This window comes from Roseovarius sp. MBR-78, from assembly GCF_040547535.1.
Taxonomy (GTDB): domain Bacteria; phylum Pseudomonadota; class Alphaproteobacteria; order Rhodobacterales; family Rhodobacteraceae; genus Roseovarius.
Window position 1 is genome coordinate 148,186 of the sequence record NZ_JBEPPX010000002.1, and the last position, 19,641, is coordinate 167,826.

Annotated in this window: 19 protein-coding genes; 17 read left to right on the forward strand and 2 right to left on the reverse strand. The window is 65.7% G+C overall.

The features are described 5' to 3' along the window. Positions 1 to 113: 113 nt before the first annotated feature. The 10 genes from ABIE58_RS02345 (at position 114) to ABIE58_RS02390 (ending at position 10,494) form a co-directional block, all read left to right on the forward strand. Positions 114 to 1,556, forward strand: a complete 1,443-nt coding sequence (locus tag ABIE58_RS02345; protein ID WP_354543069.1) for a type II and III secretion system protein family protein — start codon at positions 114 to 116, stop codon at positions 1,554 to 1,556. A 14-nt stretch (positions 1,557 to 1,570) separates the two neighbouring features. Continuing rightward, positions 1,571 to 2,227: an OmpA family protein gene (locus tag ABIE58_RS02350; protein WP_354543070.1), complete on the forward strand. Its 657-nt coding sequence runs from the start codon at positions 1,571 to 1,573 to the stop codon at positions 2,225 to 2,227. 241 nt (positions 2,228 to 2,468) lie between these two features. Continuing rightward, positions 2,469 to 3,689, forward strand: coding sequence for a CpaE/TadZ family protein (locus ABIE58_RS02355; protein WP_354543071.1), 1,221 nt, complete (start codon positions 2,469 to 2,471; stop codon positions 3,687 to 3,689). 16 nt (positions 3,690 to 3,705) lie between these two features. After that, positions 3,706 to 5,148: a TadA family conjugal transfer-associated ATPase gene (locus ABIE58_RS02360; RefSeq protein WP_354543072.1), complete on the forward strand. Its 1,443-nt coding sequence runs from the start codon at positions 3,706 to 3,708 to the stop codon at positions 5,146 to 5,148. A 4-nt stretch (positions 5,149 to 5,152) separates the two neighbouring features. Next, positions 5,153 to 6,121 carry a type II secretion system F family protein gene (locus ABIE58_RS02365; protein WP_354543073.1) on the forward strand — a complete coding sequence of 323 codons (969 nt, stop codon included), beginning with the start codon at positions 5,153 to 5,155 and terminating at the stop codon, positions 6,119 to 6,121. Positions 6,122 to 6,131: 10 nt separating this feature from the next. Then, positions 6,132 to 7,115 carry a type II secretion system F family protein gene (locus ABIE58_RS02370; protein ID WP_354543074.1) on the forward strand — a complete coding sequence of 328 codons (984 nt, stop codon included), beginning with the start codon at positions 6,132 to 6,134 and terminating at the stop codon, positions 7,113 to 7,115. 23 nt (positions 7,116 to 7,138) lie between these two features. Continuing rightward, a complete protein-coding gene (locus ABIE58_RS02375) occupies positions 7,139 to 7,690 on the forward strand; it encodes a tetratricopeptide repeat protein (RefSeq protein ID WP_354543075.1) in 552 nt (183 codons plus the stop codon). A gap of 29 nt (positions 7,691 to 7,719) precedes the next feature. Continuing rightward, complete coding sequence (locus ABIE58_RS02380; protein WP_354543076.1) at positions 7,720 to 8,574, forward strand: tetratricopeptide repeat protein; 855 nt, start codon at positions 7,720 to 7,722, stop codon at positions 8,572 to 8,574. 5 nt (positions 8,575 to 8,579) lie between these two features. Further along, positions 8,580 to 9,080 (forward strand): A24 family peptidase, encoded by a 501-nt coding sequence (locus ABIE58_RS02385; protein ID WP_354543077.1) that lies wholly within the window; start codon positions 8,580 to 8,582, stop codon positions 9,078 to 9,080. A 103-nt stretch (positions 9,081 to 9,183) separates the two neighbouring features. Beyond that, complete coding sequence (locus ABIE58_RS02390; RefSeq protein WP_354543193.1) at positions 9,184 to 10,494, forward strand: DUF8689 domain-containing protein; 1,311 nt, start codon at positions 9,184 to 9,186, stop codon at positions 10,492 to 10,494. Between the two features lie 88 nt (positions 10,495 to 10,582). On the opposite strand, the gene ABIE58_RS02395 is transcribed toward ABIE58_RS02390, so the two are convergent. Continuing rightward, positions 10,583 to 12,994: a ligase-associated DNA damage response DEXH box helicase gene (locus ABIE58_RS02395; protein WP_354543078.1), complete on the reverse strand. Its 2,412-nt coding sequence runs from the start codon at positions 12,992 to 12,994 to the stop codon at positions 10,583 to 10,585. Between the two features lie 146 nt (positions 12,995 to 13,140). Here ABIE58_RS02395 and ybgC point away from each other — a divergent pair, with 146 nt between their 5' ends. Next, positions 13,141 to 13,542 (forward strand): tol-pal system-associated acyl-CoA thioesterase, encoded by a 402-nt coding sequence (gene ybgC / locus ABIE58_RS02400; protein WP_354543079.1) that lies wholly within the window; start codon positions 13,141 to 13,143, stop codon positions 13,540 to 13,542. On the opposite strand, the gene ABIE58_RS02405 is transcribed toward ybgC, so the two are convergent. Beyond that, positions 13,515 to 14,225: a redoxin domain-containing protein gene (locus ABIE58_RS02405; protein WP_354543080.1), complete on the reverse strand. Its 711-nt coding sequence runs from the start codon at positions 14,223 to 14,225 to the stop codon at positions 13,515 to 13,517. The genes ybgC and ABIE58_RS02405 overlap by 28 nt on opposite strands. A 297-nt stretch (positions 14,226 to 14,522) precedes the next feature. Here ABIE58_RS02405 and ABIE58_RS02410 point away from each other — a divergent pair, with 297 nt between their 5' ends. The 6 genes from ABIE58_RS02410 to pal all read left to right on the forward strand — a co-directional run bounded on the left by ABIE58_RS02410 (position 14,523) and on the right by pal (position 19,636). Further along, positions 14,523 to 15,254 carry a response regulator transcription factor gene (locus ABIE58_RS02410; protein WP_354543081.1) on the forward strand — a complete coding sequence of 244 codons (732 nt, stop codon included), beginning with the start codon at positions 14,523 to 14,525 and terminating at the stop codon, positions 15,252 to 15,254. 151 nt (positions 15,255 to 15,405) lie between these two features. Continuing rightward, the gene (gene tolQ, locus ABIE58_RS02415) at positions 15,406 to 16,101 is read left to right on the forward strand and encodes a protein TolQ (protein WP_354543082.1); all 696 of its coding nucleotides are present in this window, start codon (positions 15,406 to 15,408) and stop codon (positions 16,099 to 16,101) included. Between the two features lie 2 nt (positions 16,102 to 16,103). Continuing rightward, on the forward strand, positions 16,104 to 16,577 hold the full coding sequence (gene tolR / locus ABIE58_RS02420) for a protein TolR (RefSeq protein ID WP_354543083.1): 474 nt from the start codon (positions 16,104 to 16,106) through the stop codon (positions 16,575 to 16,577). A gap of 12 nt (positions 16,578 to 16,589) precedes the next feature. Further along, complete coding sequence (gene tolA, locus ABIE58_RS02425; protein WP_354543084.1) at positions 16,590 to 17,729, forward strand: cell envelope integrity protein TolA; 1,140 nt, start codon at positions 16,590 to 16,592, stop codon at positions 17,727 to 17,729. Then, positions 17,726 to 19,054, forward strand: a complete 1,329-nt coding sequence (tolB, locus tag ABIE58_RS02430; protein WP_354543085.1) for a Tol-Pal system beta propeller repeat protein TolB — start codon at positions 17,726 to 17,728, stop codon at positions 19,052 to 19,054. The genes tolA and tolB overlap by 4 nt, the downstream gene beginning before the upstream one ends. A gap of 78 nt (positions 19,055 to 19,132) precedes the next feature. Beyond that, a complete protein-coding gene (pal, locus tag ABIE58_RS02435; protein ID WP_354543086.1) occupies positions 19,133 to 19,636 on the forward strand; it encodes a peptidoglycan-associated lipoprotein Pal in 504 nt (167 codons plus the stop codon). The last annotated feature ends 5 nt before the right edge of the window (positions 19,637 to 19,641 follow it).

The following is a 19,641-nucleotide window of genomic DNA, read 5'->3' on the forward strand; positions in this document are numbered from 1 at the left end:
AAAGACGCCGCGAATCTCATTGATTCCTTGCAAAATAACGAAATGTCACGCAGGGTATCGTGAAACACGGGCGCAAGACCCGGACAAGAGGCGTGATCGGAGAGGCAGGTCACATGAACATCAGGACCATTATATACTCGGCCCTCGCGGTCGCGTTGGTCGGCATGACGGCGGGTGTGCCGGAGGCACGCGCCGAAACCGTGCGCGTCCTGCGCGGCGACGCGTCCAGCAATATCGCCGTTGCGATGAACCGCGCCGTCGTGGTCGAAAGCGACATATCCTTTGCCGAGTTGAGCATCGCCAACCCCGCGATTGCCGATTTCTCGACGCTGTCGGATCGCACCATCTATGTGCTGGGCAAGACGCCGGGGCGCACCACGCTGACGCTCTTTGACGATACCGGGCGCCTCATCACCAATATCGACGTGCATGTCAGCACCGATATTGCCGAGTTCAAGGAACGCCTCCGCCAGATCCTCCCCGGCGAAAAGATCGACGTGCGCACCGCCAATGACGGTATCGTGCTGTCGGGCACGGTCTCGAGCCCCACGCGCCTGCAACGCGCGCTCGAGCTTGCCGAGCGGTATGCGCCGGAGCGGGTCTCCAACCTCATGTCGGTCTCGGGCAAACAGCAGGTGATGCTCAAGGTCCGCTTTGCGGAAATGCAGCGCACGGTATCCAAGGCGCTCTCGGCATCGCTCTCGCTTGACGCGCTCTCGAACCGCAACGGCGGCAATGTGCAGCAATTCGGATTCGTGGGCCCAGGGGTCAACACCGGCGAGATCGGGGCAGGCCGCGGGCCCGTGTCGGTCAGCCCCGGCACGATCACCAGCGAGACCGCCGCCGGCACCGCCTTTATCGGCTTCGACATCGGCTCGACCGAGCTTGGCATCCTGCTGCAAGCGCTCGAGACCAAGGGCGTCGTGCGCACCCTCGCAGAGCCGAACCTCACCGCCCTTTCGGGCCAGGAGGCAAGCTTTCTCGCCGGGGGCGAATTTCCGATCCCCGTGTCGCAGGAACAGGGCACCATCACCGTCGACTACAAGAAATTCGGGGTGGAGTTGAAATTCGTTCCCCGCGTGCTCGATGATGGCGTCATCAACCTGGAAATGGCGGCGGCGGTCTCGTCCATCGACCCGTCGCAACAGCTCAACACCGGTGCCATCACGCTGCCCGCTTTCCGGCGGCGTGACACCTCCACCACGGTCACGATCCGCGACGGCGAAAGCTTTGCCATCGCCGGACTGTTGCAGGACGATTTCCGCGACAACAACAGCCAGGTGCCGTGGCTTGGCGATGTGCCGGTGCTTGGCGCGCTGTTTCGCAGCGCCGATTACCAGCGCGCGCAAAGCGAGCTTGTCATCATCGTTTCGGCGCATCTTGTCTCGCCTATGCGTGGCGAGGCCTTGGCGCTGCCCACCGACCGGGTGCGCATCCCCTCCGAGGGCGATCTGTTTCTCAACGGGCGCGTGGCACGCGAAGCGCCGCAATCCGGTGCCGCGGGCGAGGTTGCCCGGCAGGATTTCACCGGCTCCTACGGCTATGTGATGGAATGACAGGGGGCGAGACGATGAAACGATATATGGCGATCTCCGGCCTTCTTGCGGCGGTGGCCTGCGCGCCGCCCGATGGTGCCGTGGTGCGCTCTTATTACGGCGAGGCGGGATCGCTAATCGATAACGGAGCCTTCGGCGGGGCGATGATGAACAACCATCTCGTGATGACCGGCGAGCGCAGCTATGTCGTCGATCTCGCCAACCGCTTTGCAAACGAAGTGCAGAGCACGGTCAATTTTCCGTTCAATTCCGCCGTTCTCGACGCCGACGCGCGCGACAAGCTGCGCGAACAGGCGCGCTGGATCAGGCAGTTCCCCGAGGTGCGTTTCCGCGTCTACGGCCATACCGACGCGGTCGGCTCGGCGGGCTACAACAAGGCGCTCGGATTGCGCCGGGCGCGCGCCGTGGTCGGCTTCCTTGCCAGCCAGGGGATCGGTCGCGACCGGCTCGAGGCGGTTGCCTCCTTCGGCGAGACCCAGCCGCTCATCGTCACAGAGGGGCGCGAGCGCCGCAACCGCCGCACCGTCACCGAAGTATCGGGATTTGTCGATACCAGCCCGATCATCATGGACGGCAAATATGCCGAGGTGGTCTACCGTGAATATATCGAGAGCGCGAAAGCGGCCTCAGACGTCACCCTCGACGCCGAGGTGACAGGCAACAACGAGTAGCGGGCGATCTCGCCGACCGGGCGTCGTCAAAGGCCCGCCCGGACAGGCGGGCCTTTGTGTCTGAGCTTCCTACAATTACGATCTTTTGGCCAAAATGTCGCCCACATTAACGGCCATCTTCGTAACATGGAACAATGCCCCGTGCCCCTCTCCGCACCAGAACCGCGCCCCGTTTTCGGCTGTGGTGTGCGCTGCCGGTGGGCGCGTGACGACCGGAGTGACAAGAATGGTGAGTAACAAGATGACCCAGTCCGAGACGCCCCCGATCCGCGCCTGCACGATCAGCCGCGATGTGCAGAATTTCGACCTGCTCATCGAGGATATGGAGGCGGCCCTGGGCGAGGCCTGGGGCGATCTGGGCTTTTCCGAGGCGCTGGCCTTTCTCAGCCAGGACGAGGCCGAAAGCCTTGATTTCATCGCCCTGGCGATGGACGAGCATGACGAGGATGACCTGCCGCTGATGAACGAGATCATCCGCATCGCGGCGGCGCGCGGCATCAAGAGCATCCTGATCGCCGAGGATGTCAGCCCCGCCGCCCTGCACCAGCTCTTGCGCACCGGGGCCGATGAATTCGTGCCCTATCCGCTGCCCGAGGGGGAATTGCAGGCCGCCATCGAGCGGCTCCACGAGGCCCCGGCCCCCGCCGCCGCCCCCGAGGCGCAGCGCCTGCCCGAGGCCAATAGCGACGGTGGCGTGATCCTCGCCGTGCAGGGGCTTGCGGGCGGCACCGGCGCGACCACCCTCGCCGTCAACCTCGCCTGGGAGCTTGCCAATGTCGACAAGGCTAGGCCGCCGCAGGTCTGCCTGATTGATCTCAGCCTGCAATTCGGCTCTACCGCCACGTTCCTCGACCTGCCCCGCCGCGATGTCGTGTTCGAGATGTGGTCGGATACCGAGCGTCTCGACGAGGATGTATTCCGCCAGGCGCTGATGAGCTTCGAGGACAAGCTTCGCGTGCTCACCGCGCCCACGGATATCCTGCCGCTCGACATGATCGGCCCCGAGGATGTGAGCCGCGTGCTGGAGCTTGCGCGCCGTCACTTCGATTATGTCATCGTCGACATGCCGACAACGCTGGTGCAATGGACCGAAACCGTGCTCAACCTGTGCCAGATCTATTTCGCCACGCTCGAGCTTGACATGCGTTCGGCGCAGAATTGCCTGCGCATCAAGCGCGCGCTTCAGGCCGAGGATCTGCCGCTGGAAAAGCTGCGCTATTGCCTGAACCGCGCCCCGAAATTCACCGATATCGGCGGGCGCTCGCGGGTCAAGCGGCTGGCGGACAGCCTTGAAATCGGGATCGAGCTTCAGCTTCCCGATGGCGGGCGCGCGGTGTCGCAAAGCGCCGATCACGGGCTACCGCTCGCCTCGACCGCAGCCAAGAATCCGCTGCGCCGCGAAATCGCCAAACTGGCCCGCTCGCTGCACGATCTCAGCCGCGACGAGGCCGAGGCCGCCTGAGGAAAGGACGCACCACATGTTTTCGCGTTACAAGAAGACCGGGGCCGCGACGCCCGTCTCGAAATCCCCCGCAAACCAGCCGGTGCCGGGCGCAAAACCCGAGCCTGCCGTAAAGATCACAAGCCTGCGCCGCCCGCCGCAAAAGGCCGCCGCCACCGCCGCCCCCGAGGACAAGGAGCGCAAGCGCAAGGAACGCCTTGGCGAGATCAAGATCGAGCTGCACCGCGCGCTGCTCGACAATCTCAACCTTGCCGCGCTCGACACCGCGACCGAGGCCGACCTGCGTGCCGAGATCACCTCGATCTCTGCCGAAATCCTTCAGGAAAAGGGCATCGTGCTCAACCGCGAGGACCGCGCGCGCCTGACGCAGGAACTTTATGACGAGGTCAAGGGGCTGGGGCCGCTCGAAACCCTGCTCAAAGACGATACGATCAGCGATATCCTCGTCAACGGCCCGCACCAGATTTTCATCGAGCGCGACGGCAAGCTTGTGGTGAGCGATGTCACCTTCAAGGATGAAAAGCACCTCCTGCGCATCATCGACAAGATCGTGAGCGCGGTGGGCCGGCGGGTGGACGAATCCAACCCCTATGTCGACGCCCGCCTTGCCGATGGCTCGCGCTTCAACGCGATGGTGCCGCCGGTGGCCGTCGATGGCAGCCTGGTGTCGATCCGCAAGTTCAAGAAGGACAAGCTCGGTATCGACGACCTGGTGCGGTTCGGCGCCTTTTCCGAGGAAATGGCCGCCTATCTTCAGGCCGCCGTGGCGACGCGCCTCAATATCGTCGTCTCGGGCGGGACCGGCTCGGGCAAGACCACGACACTCAACGCGCTGTCGTCGTTCATCGACAATGCCGAGCGCATCCTCACCGTCGAGGATACCGCCGAATTGCAGCTTCAGCAGATCCATGTCGGCCGGATGGAAACCCGCCCGCCCAATGTCGAGGGCAAGGGCGAGGTGACGGCGCGCGACTGCATCAAGAACGCGCTTCGTATGCGCCCCGACCGTATCATCGTCGGCGAGACGCGCGGCGAAGAGGTGATCGACATGCTTCAGGCCATGAATACCGGCCATGACGGCTCCATGACCACGATCCACGCCAACAACGCGCGCGACGCCTTCAGCCGCCTTGAGAACATGGTGGCGATGGCCGGGATCGAAATGCCATTGAAGGCAGTGCGCAACCAGATCGCCAGCGCCGTCAACGTCATCGTGCAGGCCAACCGCCTGCAAGACGGCTCGCGCCGCATGACCTCGATCACCGAGGTGACGGGGATGGAGGGCGAAGTGATCTCGATGCAGGAAATCTTTCGGTTTCAGCGCGTGGGCATTTCCCCCGAAAACAAGATCATCGGCCATTTCTCCGGCACCGGCGTGCGCTCGCACTTTACCGAGCGGTTCCGGCTCTGGGGCTACGACCTGCCGCCCTCCATCTATGAGCCGGTAGCGGGGCAGTAAAACCATGAGCATTGGCGCAGAACCGATCATCTACGGGCTGATCTTCATCGGCGTGCTCGTGCTCGTCGAGGGGCTTTACCTCACCGTCTTCGGGCGCTCCATCAGCCTTGACAAGCGGGTGAACCGGCGGCTCGAGATGCTCGAGAAGCACGGCAACCGCGAGCAGGTGATGGAAACCCTGCGCAAGGAGATGGAGCAGCACCTCAAGGCACGCCGCGTGCCGCTCTACGCGATCCTGTCGGTCAAGGCGCAAAAGGCCGCCATCGCCTTCACGCCGCACCAGATCGTGATGATCATGGTGGCAACCGGCGTTCTGGCCTTTCTGGGGCTGACCATCGGCACCGCCACGCCGCTGCCGGTGCGGGTGGTGGTATCGGCGGCGATGGGGGTGGGCGGCGTCTATATGTGGATTTCCATGAAGGCGTCCAAGCGCATGGGGATGCTGGAGGAACAACTCCCCGACGCGATCGAGCTTATCGTGCGCAGCCTGCGGGTGGGGCATCCGTTCTCCTCGGCCATCGGCATCGTCGCCACCGAAGTGTCGGACCCGTTGGCCACCGAATTCGGCGTCATCGCGGACGAGGCCACCTATGGCCGCGACATCGGCGAGGCGCTCAAGGACATGGCCGAACGGCTCGACATGCAGGATCTGCGCTTTCTCGCCGTGGCGGTGACCATCCAGCAACAGGCGGGCGGCAACCTCGCCGAAATCCTCGACGGGCTGGCCAAGGTGATCCGCTCGCGCTTTCGCCTGTTCCGCCGCGTCAAGGCGATCACCGCCGAGGCGCAGTGGTCGGGCAAGTTCCTGTCGGGCTTTCCGCTCATGGCGATCTTTGCCATCCAGATGATAAAGCCCGACTATTACGACGAGGCGATGGAACACCCCTATTTCATCCCGGCCGTGCTGATCGTGGGCGTGTTCCTTGTGCTCAACGTCATCGTCATGCGCGCCCTCGTCAACATCAAGGTCTGAGAGGTCACCGATGCCCCTGCCCCCCGCCGTCCTTCCTCTGCTTCTCGACAGCCTAGGCCCGTTCGGCCCGGTCATCGCGATGGGCGGCCTTGGCGTGCTGCTGATGCTGGTTACGGTCGGCTTCATGCTTCAGCAAAAGCCCGATCCGCTCGACAAGCTCAAACTTTATCAGCCCGGCCATGCCGTCACCGGCACCCCGCAGAAAGACAGGCTGCGCGCCGGCGCGAAAAACAAGAAGCTTGACCGCTACGCCACCTTTCTCGAGCCGCAGGACAAGAAGGAGTTGAGCGAGATCCGCCTCAAGCTGATGCAGGCGGGCTATCGCCACCGTGACGCGGTGCGCTATTACCACGCTGCGCAACTCGGGCTGGCGCTGGGGCTTCTGGCGCTGGGGATCACCTATTTTCTGCTGTTCAAGGCAGGCGGCGAGACCGACCTCAAGACCTCGCTGGCCTATATTCTCGGCCCCGGCATCGTGGGCTACATGACGCCGAAATACTGGATCACCAAACGCCAGCAACAGCGCCAGGAAGAAATCCAGGACGGCTTTCCCGACAGTCTCGACATGATGCTGGTCTGCGTCGAGGCGGGGCAATCCATGGATCAGGCGATCATCCGTGTGGCCAAGGAAATCCGCGCCTCCTACCCTGCGCTGTCCGAGGAATACGAGATCGTCGCGCTTCAGATGAAGGCAGGCCGCGACAAGCCGTCGGTGCTGAGCGAAATGGGCGAGCGCTGCGGCGTGCAGGATATCTCGAGCTTTGTCACCACGCTCATCCAATCGCAGACCTTCGGCACGCCGGTGGGCGATGCGCTGCGCGTCTATGCCGGCGAAATGCGTGACAAACGGGTCATGCGCGCCGAGGAAAAGGCCAACAAGCTGCCGACGCAGATGACACTTGTCACGATGACGCTTACAGTGCCACCACTGCTTATCATTCTGGTCGGGCCGTCGATGCTCTCGATCATGAAGCTGTTCACGATGGGCAAGTAGGCGCAGGCAGGGAAAGGCGTGACATGGCAGGACATGCGGCGACCGGCCTGGCGCTTGCGCTTCTGTTGTCGGCCTGTGCCGCCGCCCCGCCGCAAGGGCCTTATGCCCCCGGTGCCGCACCGGGGGCGGCGGCGGCGGTCGATCCGCTTCTGGTTGGTCACCGGCTGATGGATGCGGGCGAATACGAGCTTGCACACCGCGCCTATACCCGCGCCGGGGCCGCGCGCGGCCTGACCGCCGATGTGCTTGCAGGCCTTGGCAGCGCCAATCTCGCGATGGGGCGGCTTGGCACCGCAGAGCGGCTCTTGCGCCGCGCCATCGAGGCCGAGGCGGCAACGCCGGAAATGTGGAACAATCTCGGCGTGGTGCTGGTGGAAAAGGGCGAATACGCCGAGGCCGAACAGATGCTGCGCCGCGCCTATGCGCTCGACAGCGGCGAAAGTGACGCGATCCGCGACAACCTGCGTTTGGCTCTCGCAAAATCACAGAATTCGGGTTATGCTGAGCCAGAAGAACAAGAATACAAAGTGGTGCGGCGCGGCGGCGGCAAATTCCTGCTGCGCAAGATACCCTGACGAGGCCGAGGCAGTAAAAGGACGCAACAATGCGCCATCCCATACGGATTATCCTGTGCGTGGCAGGGATCGCCGCGCTGTCCGCGTGCGAACAGACCAAGGGAAACGAGGTTGACCGCGCGCTCCGCGACATCAACGTTGTCGACGAAAGCAACCTCAACGACGTGATGCTGCAATCCTCGGACCCGGCCGAGGCGGTCGCCTATTTCCAGCGCGCCATCGCCGGTGATCCCGACCGGATCGACCTGATGCGCGGGCTGGCCAAATCGCTGATGCGCGCCGGGCGCGCCACCGAGGCGGTCGTGGCCTGGGACAAGGTCACAGCCCATCCTGACGCCACCGATGCCGATCGCGTCGCGCTCGCAGAGGCGCATATCCGCAACAATGACTGGACGCGCGCGGCCAAGGTGCTCGACGCGGTCCCACCCACCTTCGAGACCTATGACCGCTACCGCCTCGAAGCGATGGTGGCCGATAGCGAACAGGCCTGGGACAAGGCCGACAGCTTTTACGAGACCGCCATTGGCCTGACCACGAAACCGGCCCCGGTGATGAACAACTGGGGCTATTCCAAGCTTACGCGCGGCGATGCCAAGGGGGCAGAGCGGCTTTTCGCCGATGCCGTGCGCAACGATCCGGGGCTTTTCACCGCCAAGAACAACCTCGTGCTCGCGCGCGGGGCGCAGGGCAATTATGCCCTGCCGGTGCTGCCCGCCACGCAGGAGGAGCGCGCGCAGCTTCTTTATACGCTGGGCCTTTCGGCGGTGAAACGCGGCGATGTCGCGATCGGCAAGGGCCTGTTGCAAGAGGCGGTCGAGACCCATCCGCAGCATTTCGACGAGGCCGTGCGCAGCCTGCGCGCCCTCGAAAGCGGCACGGGCTGAACGGCATGGAGTTTGACACCCCGGCCAAGGCGGCGCTCTGGTTCCTGCCTTTCGTCACCCCCCTCTGCCTGTGGGTGGCCTATAGCGATCTGCGCTCGATGAAGATCCTCAACAAGGCGGTGATTGCGCTGGTGGGCGTCTATCTCGTGGTGGGGATCGCGGTGCTGCCCTTGCCCGAGTATCTGTGGCGGCTAAGCCATCTCGCGGTGCTGCTGGTGGTGGGGATCGGAGCCAATGCCGCCGGGATGATGGGCGCGGGCGATGCCAAGTTCATCGCCGCCGCAGCGCCCTTCGTGGCGCTGGGCGATGCCTCCGCCGTCATGCTGATCCTCGCGGGGGTGCTGATCGCGGCCTATGTCACCCACCGGCTTGCGCGCCAAAGCCCGCTGCGCCGCCTCGCCCCCGACTGGGCAAGCTGGCATTCCGGCCGCCGCTTTCCGATGGGGCTGGCGCTGGGGCCGGCGCTGGCGCTCTATCTCGCGCTGGCCGCGATCCACGGGGCCTGAGCGGGGCCCGCCGCAGAACCGCCCGCCACAGGCCATATTTCGCGCATCTTTGCCGCCCATGATGGCCCCCGAGAACCGGGGTATCGAGGGCAGGATCACCACCATGAACATGCAGCCGATGACCGGGGTGCAGCCCCCGCCGCCCCCCAACCGCATCGAGGAAATGCGCCTGCCGGTGGTGATGATGCGCGACATCCTGATCAAGACGATATTCCGCAAGAACCTCGATCTTGTCAGCGACATTGCCGAGGCCGTCTGCCTGCCGCGCGCGGTCACGCAAGAGATCATCGACCTCGCCCGCACCCAGAAACTCGTCGAGGCCACCGGCACGCTCCACGCCAATTCGGGCGGCGAGATGGGCTTTCAGCTTACCGATGCCGGGCGCGCGCGCGCGCTCGATGCGCTCAGCCAGTCGGAATATTTCGGCCCGATGCCGGTGCCGCTCGATGTCTACCGCGAACAGGTCAAGCGCCAGTCGATCCGCAACGTCGCCATCACCCGCGAGCAGCTCACCAAGGCGATGGGCCACCTCGTGCTGCCGCCCGCGCTGCTCGACCATCTCGGCCCGGCGGTGAGCGCGGGGCGCTCGATCCTGATGTATGGCCCGCCGGGCAACGGCAAATCCTCGATTTCCAACGGCATCCGCGACGCGATGGGCGACAAGATCTACGTGCCGCGCGCCATCGAATATGCCGGTCAGGTCATCACCGTCTATGACCCGATCGTGCATTCCGCCGCTGAGACCGAAACCGACGATCCCGGCAGCCTGCGCCGCCGCCGCACCTTTGACACGCGCTATGTGCGCTGCGAGCGGCCCACCGTCATCACCGGCGGCGAATTGAGCCTCGACATGCTCGATCTGGTCTACAACCCGGTGGCGCGCACCTATCAGGCCCCGCTGCAACTCAAATCCACCGGGGGCATTTTCATCGTCGACGACCTTGGCCGCCAGAAGGAACCGCCGCAGAACCTCGTGAACCGCTGGATCGTGCCTCTTGAAGAGTCCAAGGACATCCTCGCGCTGCAATCGGGCGAGAAATTCGAGGTGCCGTTCGACACGCTGGTGATCTTCTCCACCAACTTTCATCCCAACGAGATCTTCGACAAGGCGGCGCTGCGGCGCATCTTCTTCAAGATCAAGATCGACGGGCCGTCACAGGCGGATTTCCTCAAGATCTTCTCGCTGGTGGCGCGCAAGAAGGGGATGCCGCTGGACGAAGCCGCGCTCATCCACCTCATCAAGGCGAAATACCCCACGATCAAGAACGTCTATGCCAATTATCAGCCGGTCTTCCTGATCGACCAGATGATCGCGATCTGCGAATTCGAGGGCATCCCCTACCAGATGACCCCCGAGTTGATCGACCGCGCCTGGGCCAACATGTTCGTGCGCGAGGAAGAGATACAGCACTGAGCGGAGGGATGAGGTGGGGTCGCGGCCTGACGCCGCCATGCGCCCCTTGTCCCCCGCGCGGCTCTGAACGCCATATCAACCCTCCTCCTCACCCCGTCACCCCCGCCGCCGCCATCAGGCGCGCGGCCTCTTCCGACAGCAGCCGCTCCTGCCCCGCGCCCGCCACCGGCACGCGGCCCGCCTCGAGAAAGAGCGGCGCAGCAAGCGGCGAGACGCGCGGCAGACGGCACAGTGTGATGCGCCCGTCGATGCGCGCCAGCATCTCCTCGATGCGCCCGAAATCCACCAGCCCGCGCATCGCCTCGGCCCGCGTGATCCGCAACAACAGGTGGCCGGGGTCGTATTTCACCAGCGTATCATAGAGGATATCCGATGAAATCGTCGCCTGCCGCCCCGATTTGCGTGCGGCGGGCGTGTTGCGCTGGATCAGGCCCGCGATGGTGGCCGAGGCGCGGAATGTCCGCTTCATCACCGCATTGCCCATGAGCCAGCTTTCCAGCCCCTCGCGCAAATGCTCTGGCGCAAAAAGCGGCGCGGCATCGGTCAACGGCTCCAGCCCCCAGATTAGCGTGGCGTAATCCGTGGCGACAAAGCCCAGCGGCGCAAGCCCCGCCGCCTCCATCCGCCGCGTCACCAAAAGCCCGAGCGTCTGCTGCGCGTTACGCCCCGCAAACCCGTAGATGCAGGCATGTTCGCGCCCCTCGTGGGGAAAGCTCTCGATCAGGAGCCGGTCGCGCGCGGGCATCTGCGACAGCTTGCGTTGCAGGCGCAGCCAGTCGCGCACCGGGGCGGGCAGGTCGGGCCAGTCATCCTGCGCGAGCATCGCGAGGATGCGATCCGAGAGCTGCGTCGAGGTGGCGAATTTCGTGCCCATATAGGTGGCGATTTTCGGCGTGCGCCCCGGATCGCGGCTGACCTCCACCACCATCTCGCGCAAGCCCTCGAACCGCACCACCTGCCCGCCCATCAGGAACGTATCACCGGGGCTGAGCGTGGCGGCAAAGCCCTCCTCGATCTCGCCCAAGGCGGCACCGCCGCCGCGCGCGCGCTTCATCCGCACCTTGAGCGTATCGGTATCCTGGATCGTGCCGATATTCATGCGGATGAGGCGGGCGCTGCGCGGGTCGCGCAACTGCCAGAGCCCGTCACCGCGCTGTTGCAGGCGCTGCCAGCGGTCATAGGCGCGCAGCGCATAGCCGCCGGTGGCGCAGAACTCCAGACAGGCATCGAAATCCGCGCGGGCAAGCGCCGCATAAGGCCCCGCGCCGCGCATCTCGGCATAAAGCGCATCCGCGCCAAACGGCCCGGCGCAGGCGGCGATCAGGATATGCTGGCAGAGCACATCGAGCGGGCCCTCCCCGCGCGCCTCCCCGTCCAGATCGCGGGCGCGCACCGCATCAAGCGCGGCGCGACATTCCACCACCTCGAACCGGTTGGCGGGCACCAGAAGCGCCTTGGACGGCGCGTTGTAGCGGTGGTTCGCGCGCCCGATCCGCTGCACGAGGCGCTTGACGTTCTTGGGCGCGCCGATCTGGATCACCAGGCCCACATCGCCCCAGTCAAGCCCCAGATCGAGGCTGCCGGTGCACACGACCGCGCGCAACTCGCCCGCGACCATCGCCGCCTCCACCCGCGCGCGCTGATCGCGGTCAAGACTGCCGTGATGGATCGCGATAGGCAGCGCGTCGTCATTGGCAAGCCACAGGTTGTGAAAGAAAATCTCGGCCTGCGCGCGGGTGTTGTGAAAGACAAGCGTGGTGCGGTGGCGCTTGATCTGTTCCAGCACCGCCGGAATGGCATGGGCCGCGCCGCCCCCCGCCCAGGGCGGGGGGGCACCCGTCTCCAGCATGGCGATATCGGGCTCGGGGCCGGGATCGGCATGGAGGATATCACACCCCCCGCCCCCCGGCCCGAGGAACCGCGCGAGCGCGGGCGGGTCTTCGACCGTGGCCGACAGGCCCACCCGCCGCAGATCGGGGCAAAGCGCCTGAAGACGCGCCAGCGCCAGCATGAGCTGATCGCCGCGCTTGCTCTCGGCAAGGGCGTGGATTTCATCGACGACCACGCGTTTCAACCCGGCAAAGAGGCGCGGCGCGTCCTCATAGGACAGGAGAAGCGCAAGGCTCTCGGGCGTGGTGAGCAGGATATGCGGCGGGTCGGCGCGCTGGCGGCGCTTGACATGGGCCGAGGTGTCGCCGGTGCGGTCCTCGATGCGCACGGGCAGACCCATCTCGGTGACCGGCGCGGTCAGGTTGCGCCGGATATCGGCGGCGAGCGCCTTGAGCGGCGAGACATAAAGCGTGTGCAGCCCCGCATGATCGCCGCGGGCCAGCGCGGCCAGCGTGGGCAGGAACCCCGCCAGCGTCTTGCCGCCGCCGGTGGGCGCGACCAGCAGCAGCGCCGGTGCCTCCGCGCGCGCAAGCATCGCGCGCTGATGCGCGTGCATCTGCCAGCCACGGGCGGCAAACCAACGGGTGATCGGGGCGGGCAGGTCGGTCATCGCCTCAGCAGATAAGCCGTTTGCGCCAAAAACCGACAGGTTTTTCGCGCCGTCCCATCGCGGCATTTCAGCCCGCGCGCGCCGCCCGCTTCAATGCCGGGTCAAAGCGCGCTAGCCTCGCGCCCAGAGCATCGAGGAGCCGCGCCATGACCCATCGCTACCGCGTTCACGTCCATTACGAGGATACCGATATGGGCGGCATCGTCTATCACGCCAATTTCCTGAAATTCATCGAACGCGCACGCAGCGCCTGGGTGCGTGATCTGGGCGTGGATCAGAACGCCATGCGCTCGGCGGGCACCGTTTTCGTGGTGCGCCGGGTGGAGGCCGATTTCCTCGCGCCCGCGCGGCTCGACGATGTGCTGGAGGTCGAGACGCGCACCCTATCGGCCACAGGCGCGCGGCTGGTGATGGATCAAACCGTCACTTGCGACGGCAAACCGCTGTTTCACGCGGTGGTGACAATCGCCTGCCTCGGGGCCGGGGGCCGCCCTGCCCGCCTGCCTGCCATCCTTGCCGCTCATCCCCCCGACACCACCCGCAGATAGGGCAAGATCCGGTCCGATCCGGTGCCGAACTGGCGCACCACCTCGGATTCGGGGCGGCCATCGGGGATGATGACCATATCGCCGCGCTGCCAGTCCGCCGGCGTCGCCGCCCCGGTTGCCGATTGCAATTGCAGCGCCTTGATGACGCGCAGCACCTCTTCGAAATTGCGCCCGATAAAGTTGGGGTATTCAAACAGAATCGCCACGCGCATGGCCGGATTGATGAGAAAGCTCTTGCGGATGGGGCGATTGGCATCGGCCTTTTCGTGCAGCATTCCGAACAGCCGCGACAGCTGCAACCCCGGATCATGGGCACAGGGAAAGCCGATCTTCAGCCCGAACAGCCCCGAGATATCGTCATGCCAGGATCGCTGCTCGTCCAGCGAGGACCCGCTGAGCGCGAGATTCTTGACATTCGCCTCGCGCCACTCGTCCTCAAGGCTTGCGATGGCGGCCATTTCCGTGGTGCAGACCGGCGTATTGGCCGCCGGGTGGCTGAACAGGTGGACCCATGATCCCTCTGCCCACTCCCAGAAATTCAGATCCCCTTGCGTAGTCTCGATACTGAAATCGGGAAAGACATCGCCGATCTGCGGCAGCCAGCGCACCGTCTTGCGGAGCGCGGCGGGCAGCTTTATCAGCTCGTTCTTCGGCCCGCGTGGAGTAAAGAACTGGATACTCATCTTCTTACCCCTTTCTGTCTGTGCTGTGCCCCCGGCAAACTCTGCCTGGGGTTGCATTTTGACTTCTGTTTCAACGTTAACCACTCTTTCTCCCAAACGTGTCTAAAATGGGGCGGGGTTGTATAACCATGTGCAAACACACGTTTGCGCATTGTGAAACAAGATCAGGATGGCGCGCCGATTGACGATCGCATCATTATTTTGTTATTATATACTAATGCATGTTTCCGCCCTCTTCAGGCATCGGGCCATGCCTGCCAACATCATGAAAAGGCGTCATGATTTCTGGCGGGACGCATGACTGGCCTCACCGCCCTCATCCTTGACGATGACCGCACCCGCGCCGACATCATCGCGGCATGCCTTGAGGGCGAGGGGTTCACGCTGGTGCAATGTCACGATGATGTGACCCTGCCCGACTTCGTCAAACGCGCGGCGGTGGATATCTGTCTGGTCGGCCCCCGTGCGCTTGGGCGCGACGGGTATGATATTGTCCGCGAACTGCGCCTCGCCTCGCCTGCGGGCATTCTCATGCTTGGCAAAAGCGGTGACGAGATCGACACCGTGCTGGCGCTCGAGATGGGGGCCGACGATTACATGACAAGCCCGGTGCGGCCGCGCGAATTATGCGCGCGCATCCGCACGATCCTGCGCCGCACCGTCGTCACGCCACCCGATGCCACCGGCGCGCGCCCTTTGCCCGGCAGCTTCCTGCGCCGCGTCGACGATGTCGAGATCTGCGGCGTGTTGCGGATGGTCAGCGTCGGTGGCCGCGTCGTCGATCTCACGCCAAGCGAATTCGACGTGCTGATGGTGCTCGCCGCCAACACCAACGCGGTGCTCTCGCGCGAGGGGATCATCGCCTCGGTCAAGGGTGGTGGCTTTGCCATCAACGATCGCTCCGTGGATGGTGTCATCAGCCGCCTGCGCCGCAAGCTGTTCGATGCAGAAGATGGGGCAAAACGCATCCGCACGATCCACGGGCGCGGCTACATGCTGATCGAGAGGAGCGGAACGCCGCCGCGCTAGCACGCGCTCCAAGCGAATATCCGCCGTCCCCATAGCGCCACCCGCGCAATCGCACGCGATGGGGCCAAAGCTCATGGCTTTCCCCTTGGAAATCGGGTAATTTGCCCGCGATAAGGCCGGGGAACGGCCATCCGAGGCATAAGGCAGGCAAATGGAAGCGGAAACCCTCGCATTGGCGCAGGAGATTGATTTCTCCATGTGGGCACTGTTCGCGCGCGCCACGTTCATTGTGAAACTGGTCATGTTGATGCTGATCCTCGCCTCGTTCTGGGCGTGGTCGATCATCATCCAAAAGCTCATCACCTATCGCCGCGCGCGGCGCGAGGCCGCCGTGTTCGACCGCCGCTTCTGGTCGGGAGAGCCGCTCGACGGGCTGTTCGACGAGATCGGACCAGACCCCGCCGGGCAGTCAGAGCGCATCTTTGCCGCCGGGATGACCGAATGGCGGCGCAGCCACCGCGATGATGGCGACCTGATCGCCGGGGCCACGGCGCGGATCGACCGCTCGATGGATGTGGCCATCGCCAAGGAGGCGGACGCGCTGCAAAGCGGGTTGCAGGTGCTGGCCACCGTCGGCTCCACCGCGCCGTTCATCGGGCTTTTCGGCACGGTCTGGGGCATCATGCACGCCTTTGTCGCGATCGCGGCAGAGCAGAATACCAGCCTTGTCGTCGTGGCTCCCGGCATCGCCGAGGCGCTTCTGGCCACCGCGCTCGGGCTTCTGGCGGCGATCCCGGCGGTGATCTTCTACAACAAGCTGAGCGCCGATTCAGACCGGCTTGTCGCGGGCTACGAGGCCTTTGCCGACGAGTTCGCCACCATCCTCAGCCGCCAGTTGGATAGCTGAGCATGGGCGCGGGCGTGGTTCAGAAACAGGGATCGGACGGACGCCGCAGGCGCGGGCGCGGGCGCACCCGGCCCATGGCCGAAATCAACGTCACGCCCTTTGTGGACGTGATGCTCGTGCTGCTCATCATCTTCATGGTGGCCGCCCCGCTTCTGGTGGTGGGCGTGCCGGTGGAATTGCCGAAAACCGCCGCCAGCGCCCTGCCGGGCGAGCAGGAAGAGCCGCTCACCGTGACCATCGCCGCCGATGGCCGCGTCTCGATCCAGACCACCGAGGTGCCGCGCGCCGACCTGCTGGCGCGGCTGCGCGCCATCGCCGCCGAGCGCGACAGCCCCCGCGTGTTCCTGCGCGCCGACGGAAACGTGCCCTACAGCGCGGTAATGGAGGTGATGGGCGCGCTCAACGGCGGCGGTTTCGCCAATATCGGCCTGGTGACAGAGCCGGGCGGCCCCGCACTCGACGGTCGCGGCGGGTAGGGGCGCGCGCGCGTGACGACCGGGCAGATCATATCGGGGGCGGGCCATCTGGCGGTGATTGGATGGGCGCTTTTCGGGGGAGCGTTCCGCGCCGACCCGCCGCCCGCCGTGGTGGTCGAGGCGGTGGCCGTGTCGCAGGCGGAGTATGCCGCGCTCATGGCCCGGCACAGCGCACCCGAGGCGGTGGCCAATGTCGACACGCCCGAGCCGCCCAGCCCCGGCGAGGATGCGCCCGCGCTCGTGCCCAACACCGATACCGCGCCGGACGCGCGCCGCCCCGAGGCCAGCGTCACGCCGCCCCCCGATCCCGTCCCCACCGTGCCCGCGCGCCCCGCCCCGACCGAAGTGACCGACGCACCGCCCGCGCAGAGCGCGCCGCCCGAGGAGACCGCCGCGCTGGTGCCCGAGGTCTCGCCGCGCCCGCAGCCGCGCCCCGCGCCCCGCGTCGCCCCAGACCCGGTGGCCCCGCCCGCGCCTGATACCCGCGTGGATGACGTGTCCCGCCCCGAAATCGCGCCCGAGGACGGGGCCGTGGTGGCCGAGGAGCCGCAAGACGCCACCGCCCCCGAAGAGGCCGCAACCGAGATCGTGACCGAGGCCGAGCGCCCGCGCGATCCCGCGCCCGCCACTTCGCTGCGCCCGCGTGCGCGCCCCGCGCAACCCGCGCGGCCCGATCCCGCGCCCGAGGCCGCTCCGGTCGAGACCGCCACGCGGCCCGAGCCCCCCCCGCAAACGCCCACGCCCCCCGCCACCGATCGCGATGCCGTCACCGACGCGCTCGCCGCCGCGCTTGGTCAGGGCACGCCCGCGCCTTCGCGCCCCGCCGGCCCGCCGCTGACGGCGGGCGAAAAGGACGCGCTGCGCGTGGCGGTGCAACGTTGCTGGAATGTCGGCAGCCTCAGTTCCGACGCGCTCGCCACCACCGTGGTGGTGGGCGTGCAGATGCTGGAGACCGGCAAGCCGGACGTGGCCAGCATCCGCATGTTGAGCCAGTCCGGCGGCTCTGCCACCGCCGCGCGGCAGGCCTATGAGGCCGCACGCCGCGCCATCATCCGTTGCGGGGCCGACGGGTTCGACCTGCCGCCCGAGAAATACGCGCAATGGCGTGACATCGAAATGACATTCAACCCGGAGAAAATGAGGATCAAATGATGCGCTCTCTCCTGACCCTCCTCGCCGCCCTGACGCTCTGGGCGCTGCCCGCCACCGCCCAGGATCAGGGCGGCCCGCTCCGGCTCGAGCTGACCGAGGGCGTGATCGAGCCGCTGCCCTTTGCGGTGCCCGATCTCGTCGCCGAAAGCGCGCAGGCGCGCGATTTCGCCACCCGCATCGCCCGCGTCATCGCCGAAGACCTGAGCGGCACCGGCCTCTTTCGTGAAATCCCCGCCGAAGCGCATATCGGTCGCATCACCAGCTTTGACAGCCCGGTCGAGTTCGCCGACTGGCGCGCGATCAATGCGCAGGCGCTGGTGACCGGCGCGGTGAGCGTCGACGGGGCCGGGCGGCTGGTGGTCAAGTTCCGCATCCACGATGTCTTTGCCGGGCAAGAGCTTGGCCGCGGCCAGCAGCTTGTCGGCGACACCGTGGGCTGGCGGCGGATCGCGCACAAGGTGGCCGATCAGGTCTATTCGCGCATCACCGGCGAGGGCGGTTATTTCGACAGCCGCGTGGTTTTCGTGTCCGAGAGCGGGCCGAAGGATCAGCGCGCCAAGCGGCTGGCGATCATGGATTACGACGGCGCGAACCTGCGCTATCTCACCGATGCCGCGACCATCGTTCTCGCGCCGCGCTTCTCGCCCACCGGCGACCGGGTGCTGTATACCAGCTACGAGACCGGCTTTCCGCGTATCTACCTGCTCGACGTGGCCAATGTCGGCCGCCGCGTGCTGCCGACGACCGAGGGCACGATGAGCTTTGCGCCGCGCTTTTCGCCCGATGGGCGCACGGTGGTCTATTCGCTGACGCAAGGCGGCAATACCGATCTCTACACGATGGATATCGCCAGCGGGGCGAGCACGCGGCTCACCAATGCCCCCTCGATCGAGACCGCGCCAAGCTATAGCCCCGACGGCGCGCGCATCGTCTTCGAGAGCGACCGCTCGGGCACACCGCAGCTTTATATCATGGATGCGCGCGGCGGCGAGGCGCAGCGCATCAGCTTTGGCCAGGGGCGTTACGGCACGCCGGTCTGGTCGCCGCGCGGCGATCTTGTCGCCTTCACCAAACAGGCCAAGGGGCGCTTTCACATCGGCGTCATGCGCACCGATGGCAGCGAAGAGCGCCTGCTCACCGCCTCGTTTCTCGACGAGGGGCCGACATGGGCCCCCAATGGCCGGGTCATCATGTTCACCCGCGAGACGCAGGGCGCGCAGGGCGAGGCGAGGCTCTACTCGGTGGATATCACCGGGCGCAACCTCAAACAGGTGCCGACAGCGGGCGGCGCAAGCGATCCCGCCTGGTCGCCGCTTCAGGACTGACCATAACCGGCCGCGAGGCGCATTTTCTCAGGCCGCAGGCTGTGATATGACAGCCGCAACAACAAAGGACAAACGCCAATGACCTATCTGAGCAAGACCATGATCCTGGTGGCAGGGCTTGCGCTCGCCGCCTGCACCAATCCAAACCGGTTCGAGGATCAAAACAACGTCAACCTGAACGGCGCGGGGCTTTCGGGGGCCGCGTCCGATCCGACATCGCCCGTCTATTTCCAGCAGACCATCGGCGACAGGGTGCTGTTCGCGGTGGATCAATCCACCCTCTCGCCCGAGGCGCAGGCCGTGCTTGACGGGCAGGCCGGGTGGCTGATGACCAACCGCGATTTCACCGCCGTGATCGAGGGCCATGCCGACGAGCAGGGCACCCGCGAATACAACCTCGCGCTGGGCGCGCGGCGCGCCAATTCGGTGCAGGAATACCTCATCAGCCGGGGCGTTGCAGCCAATCGGTTGCGCACCGTCAGCTATGGCAAGGAACGCCCCATCGAGATTTGCAGCGACGAGGCGTGCTATGCCCAGAACCGCCGCGCGGTGACGGTGCTCGCCGCCGGCCTGGGAAGCTGAGGGCG

Excerpts from the sequence above, each read along its gene's own strand:
- ABIE58_RS02345 (WP_354543069.1), top strand. The coding sequence starts at position 114 with ATGAACATCAGGACCATTATATACTCGGCCCTCGCGGTCGCGTTGGTC.
- ABIE58_RS02350 (WP_354543070.1), top strand. The coding sequence starts at position 1,571 with ATGAAACGATATATGGCGATCTCCGGCCTTCTTGCGGCGGTGGCCTGC.
- ABIE58_RS02355 (WP_354543071.1), top strand. The coding sequence starts at position 2,469 with ATGACCCAGTCCGAGACGCCCCCGATCCGCGCCTGCACGATCAGCCGC.
- ABIE58_RS02360 (WP_354543072.1), top strand. The coding sequence starts at position 3,706 with ATGTTTTCGCGTTACAAGAAGACCGGGGCCGCGACGCCCGTCTCGAAA.
- ABIE58_RS02365 (WP_354543073.1), top strand. The coding sequence starts at position 5,153 with ATGAGCATTGGCGCAGAACCGATCATCTACGGGCTGATCTTCATCGGC.
- ABIE58_RS02370 (WP_354543074.1), top strand. The coding sequence starts at position 6,132 with ATGCCCCTGCCCCCCGCCGTCCTTCCTCTGCTTCTCGACAGCCTAGGC.
- ABIE58_RS02375 (WP_354543075.1), top strand. The coding sequence starts at position 7,139 with ATGGCAGGACATGCGGCGACCGGCCTGGCGCTTGCGCTTCTGTTGTCG.
- ABIE58_RS02380 (WP_354543076.1), top strand. The coding sequence starts at position 7,720 with ATGCGCCATCCCATACGGATTATCCTGTGCGTGGCAGGGATCGCCGCG.
- ABIE58_RS02385 (WP_354543077.1), top strand. The coding sequence starts at position 8,580 with ATGGAGTTTGACACCCCGGCCAAGGCGGCGCTCTGGTTCCTGCCTTTC.
- ABIE58_RS02390 (WP_354543193.1), top strand. The coding sequence starts at position 9,184 with ATGAACATGCAGCCGATGACCGGGGTGCAGCCCCCGCCGCCCCCCAAC.
- ABIE58_RS02395 (WP_354543078.1), bottom strand. The coding sequence starts at position 12,994 with ATGACCGACCTGCCCGCCCCGATCACCCGTTGGTTTGCCGCCCGTGGC.
- ybgC (WP_354543079.1), top strand. The coding sequence starts at position 13,141 with ATGACCCATCGCTACCGCGTTCACGTCCATTACGAGGATACCGATATG.
- ABIE58_RS02405 (WP_354543080.1), bottom strand. The coding sequence starts at position 14,225 with ATGAGTATCCAGTTCTTTACTCCACGCGGGCCGAAGAACGAGCTGATA.
- ABIE58_RS02410 (WP_354543081.1), top strand. The coding sequence starts at position 14,523 with ATGACTGGCCTCACCGCCCTCATCCTTGACGATGACCGCACCCGCGCC.
- tolQ (WP_354543082.1), top strand. The coding sequence starts at position 15,406 with ATGGAAGCGGAAACCCTCGCATTGGCGCAGGAGATTGATTTCTCCATG.
- tolR (WP_354543083.1), top strand. The coding sequence starts at position 16,104 with ATGGGCGCGGGCGTGGTTCAGAAACAGGGATCGGACGGACGCCGCAGG.
- tolB (WP_354543085.1), top strand. The coding sequence starts at position 17,726 with ATGATGCGCTCTCTCCTGACCCTCCTCGCCGCCCTGACGCTCTGGGCG.
- pal (WP_354543086.1), top strand. The coding sequence starts at position 19,133 with ATGACCTATCTGAGCAAGACCATGATCCTGGTGGCAGGGCTTGCGCTC.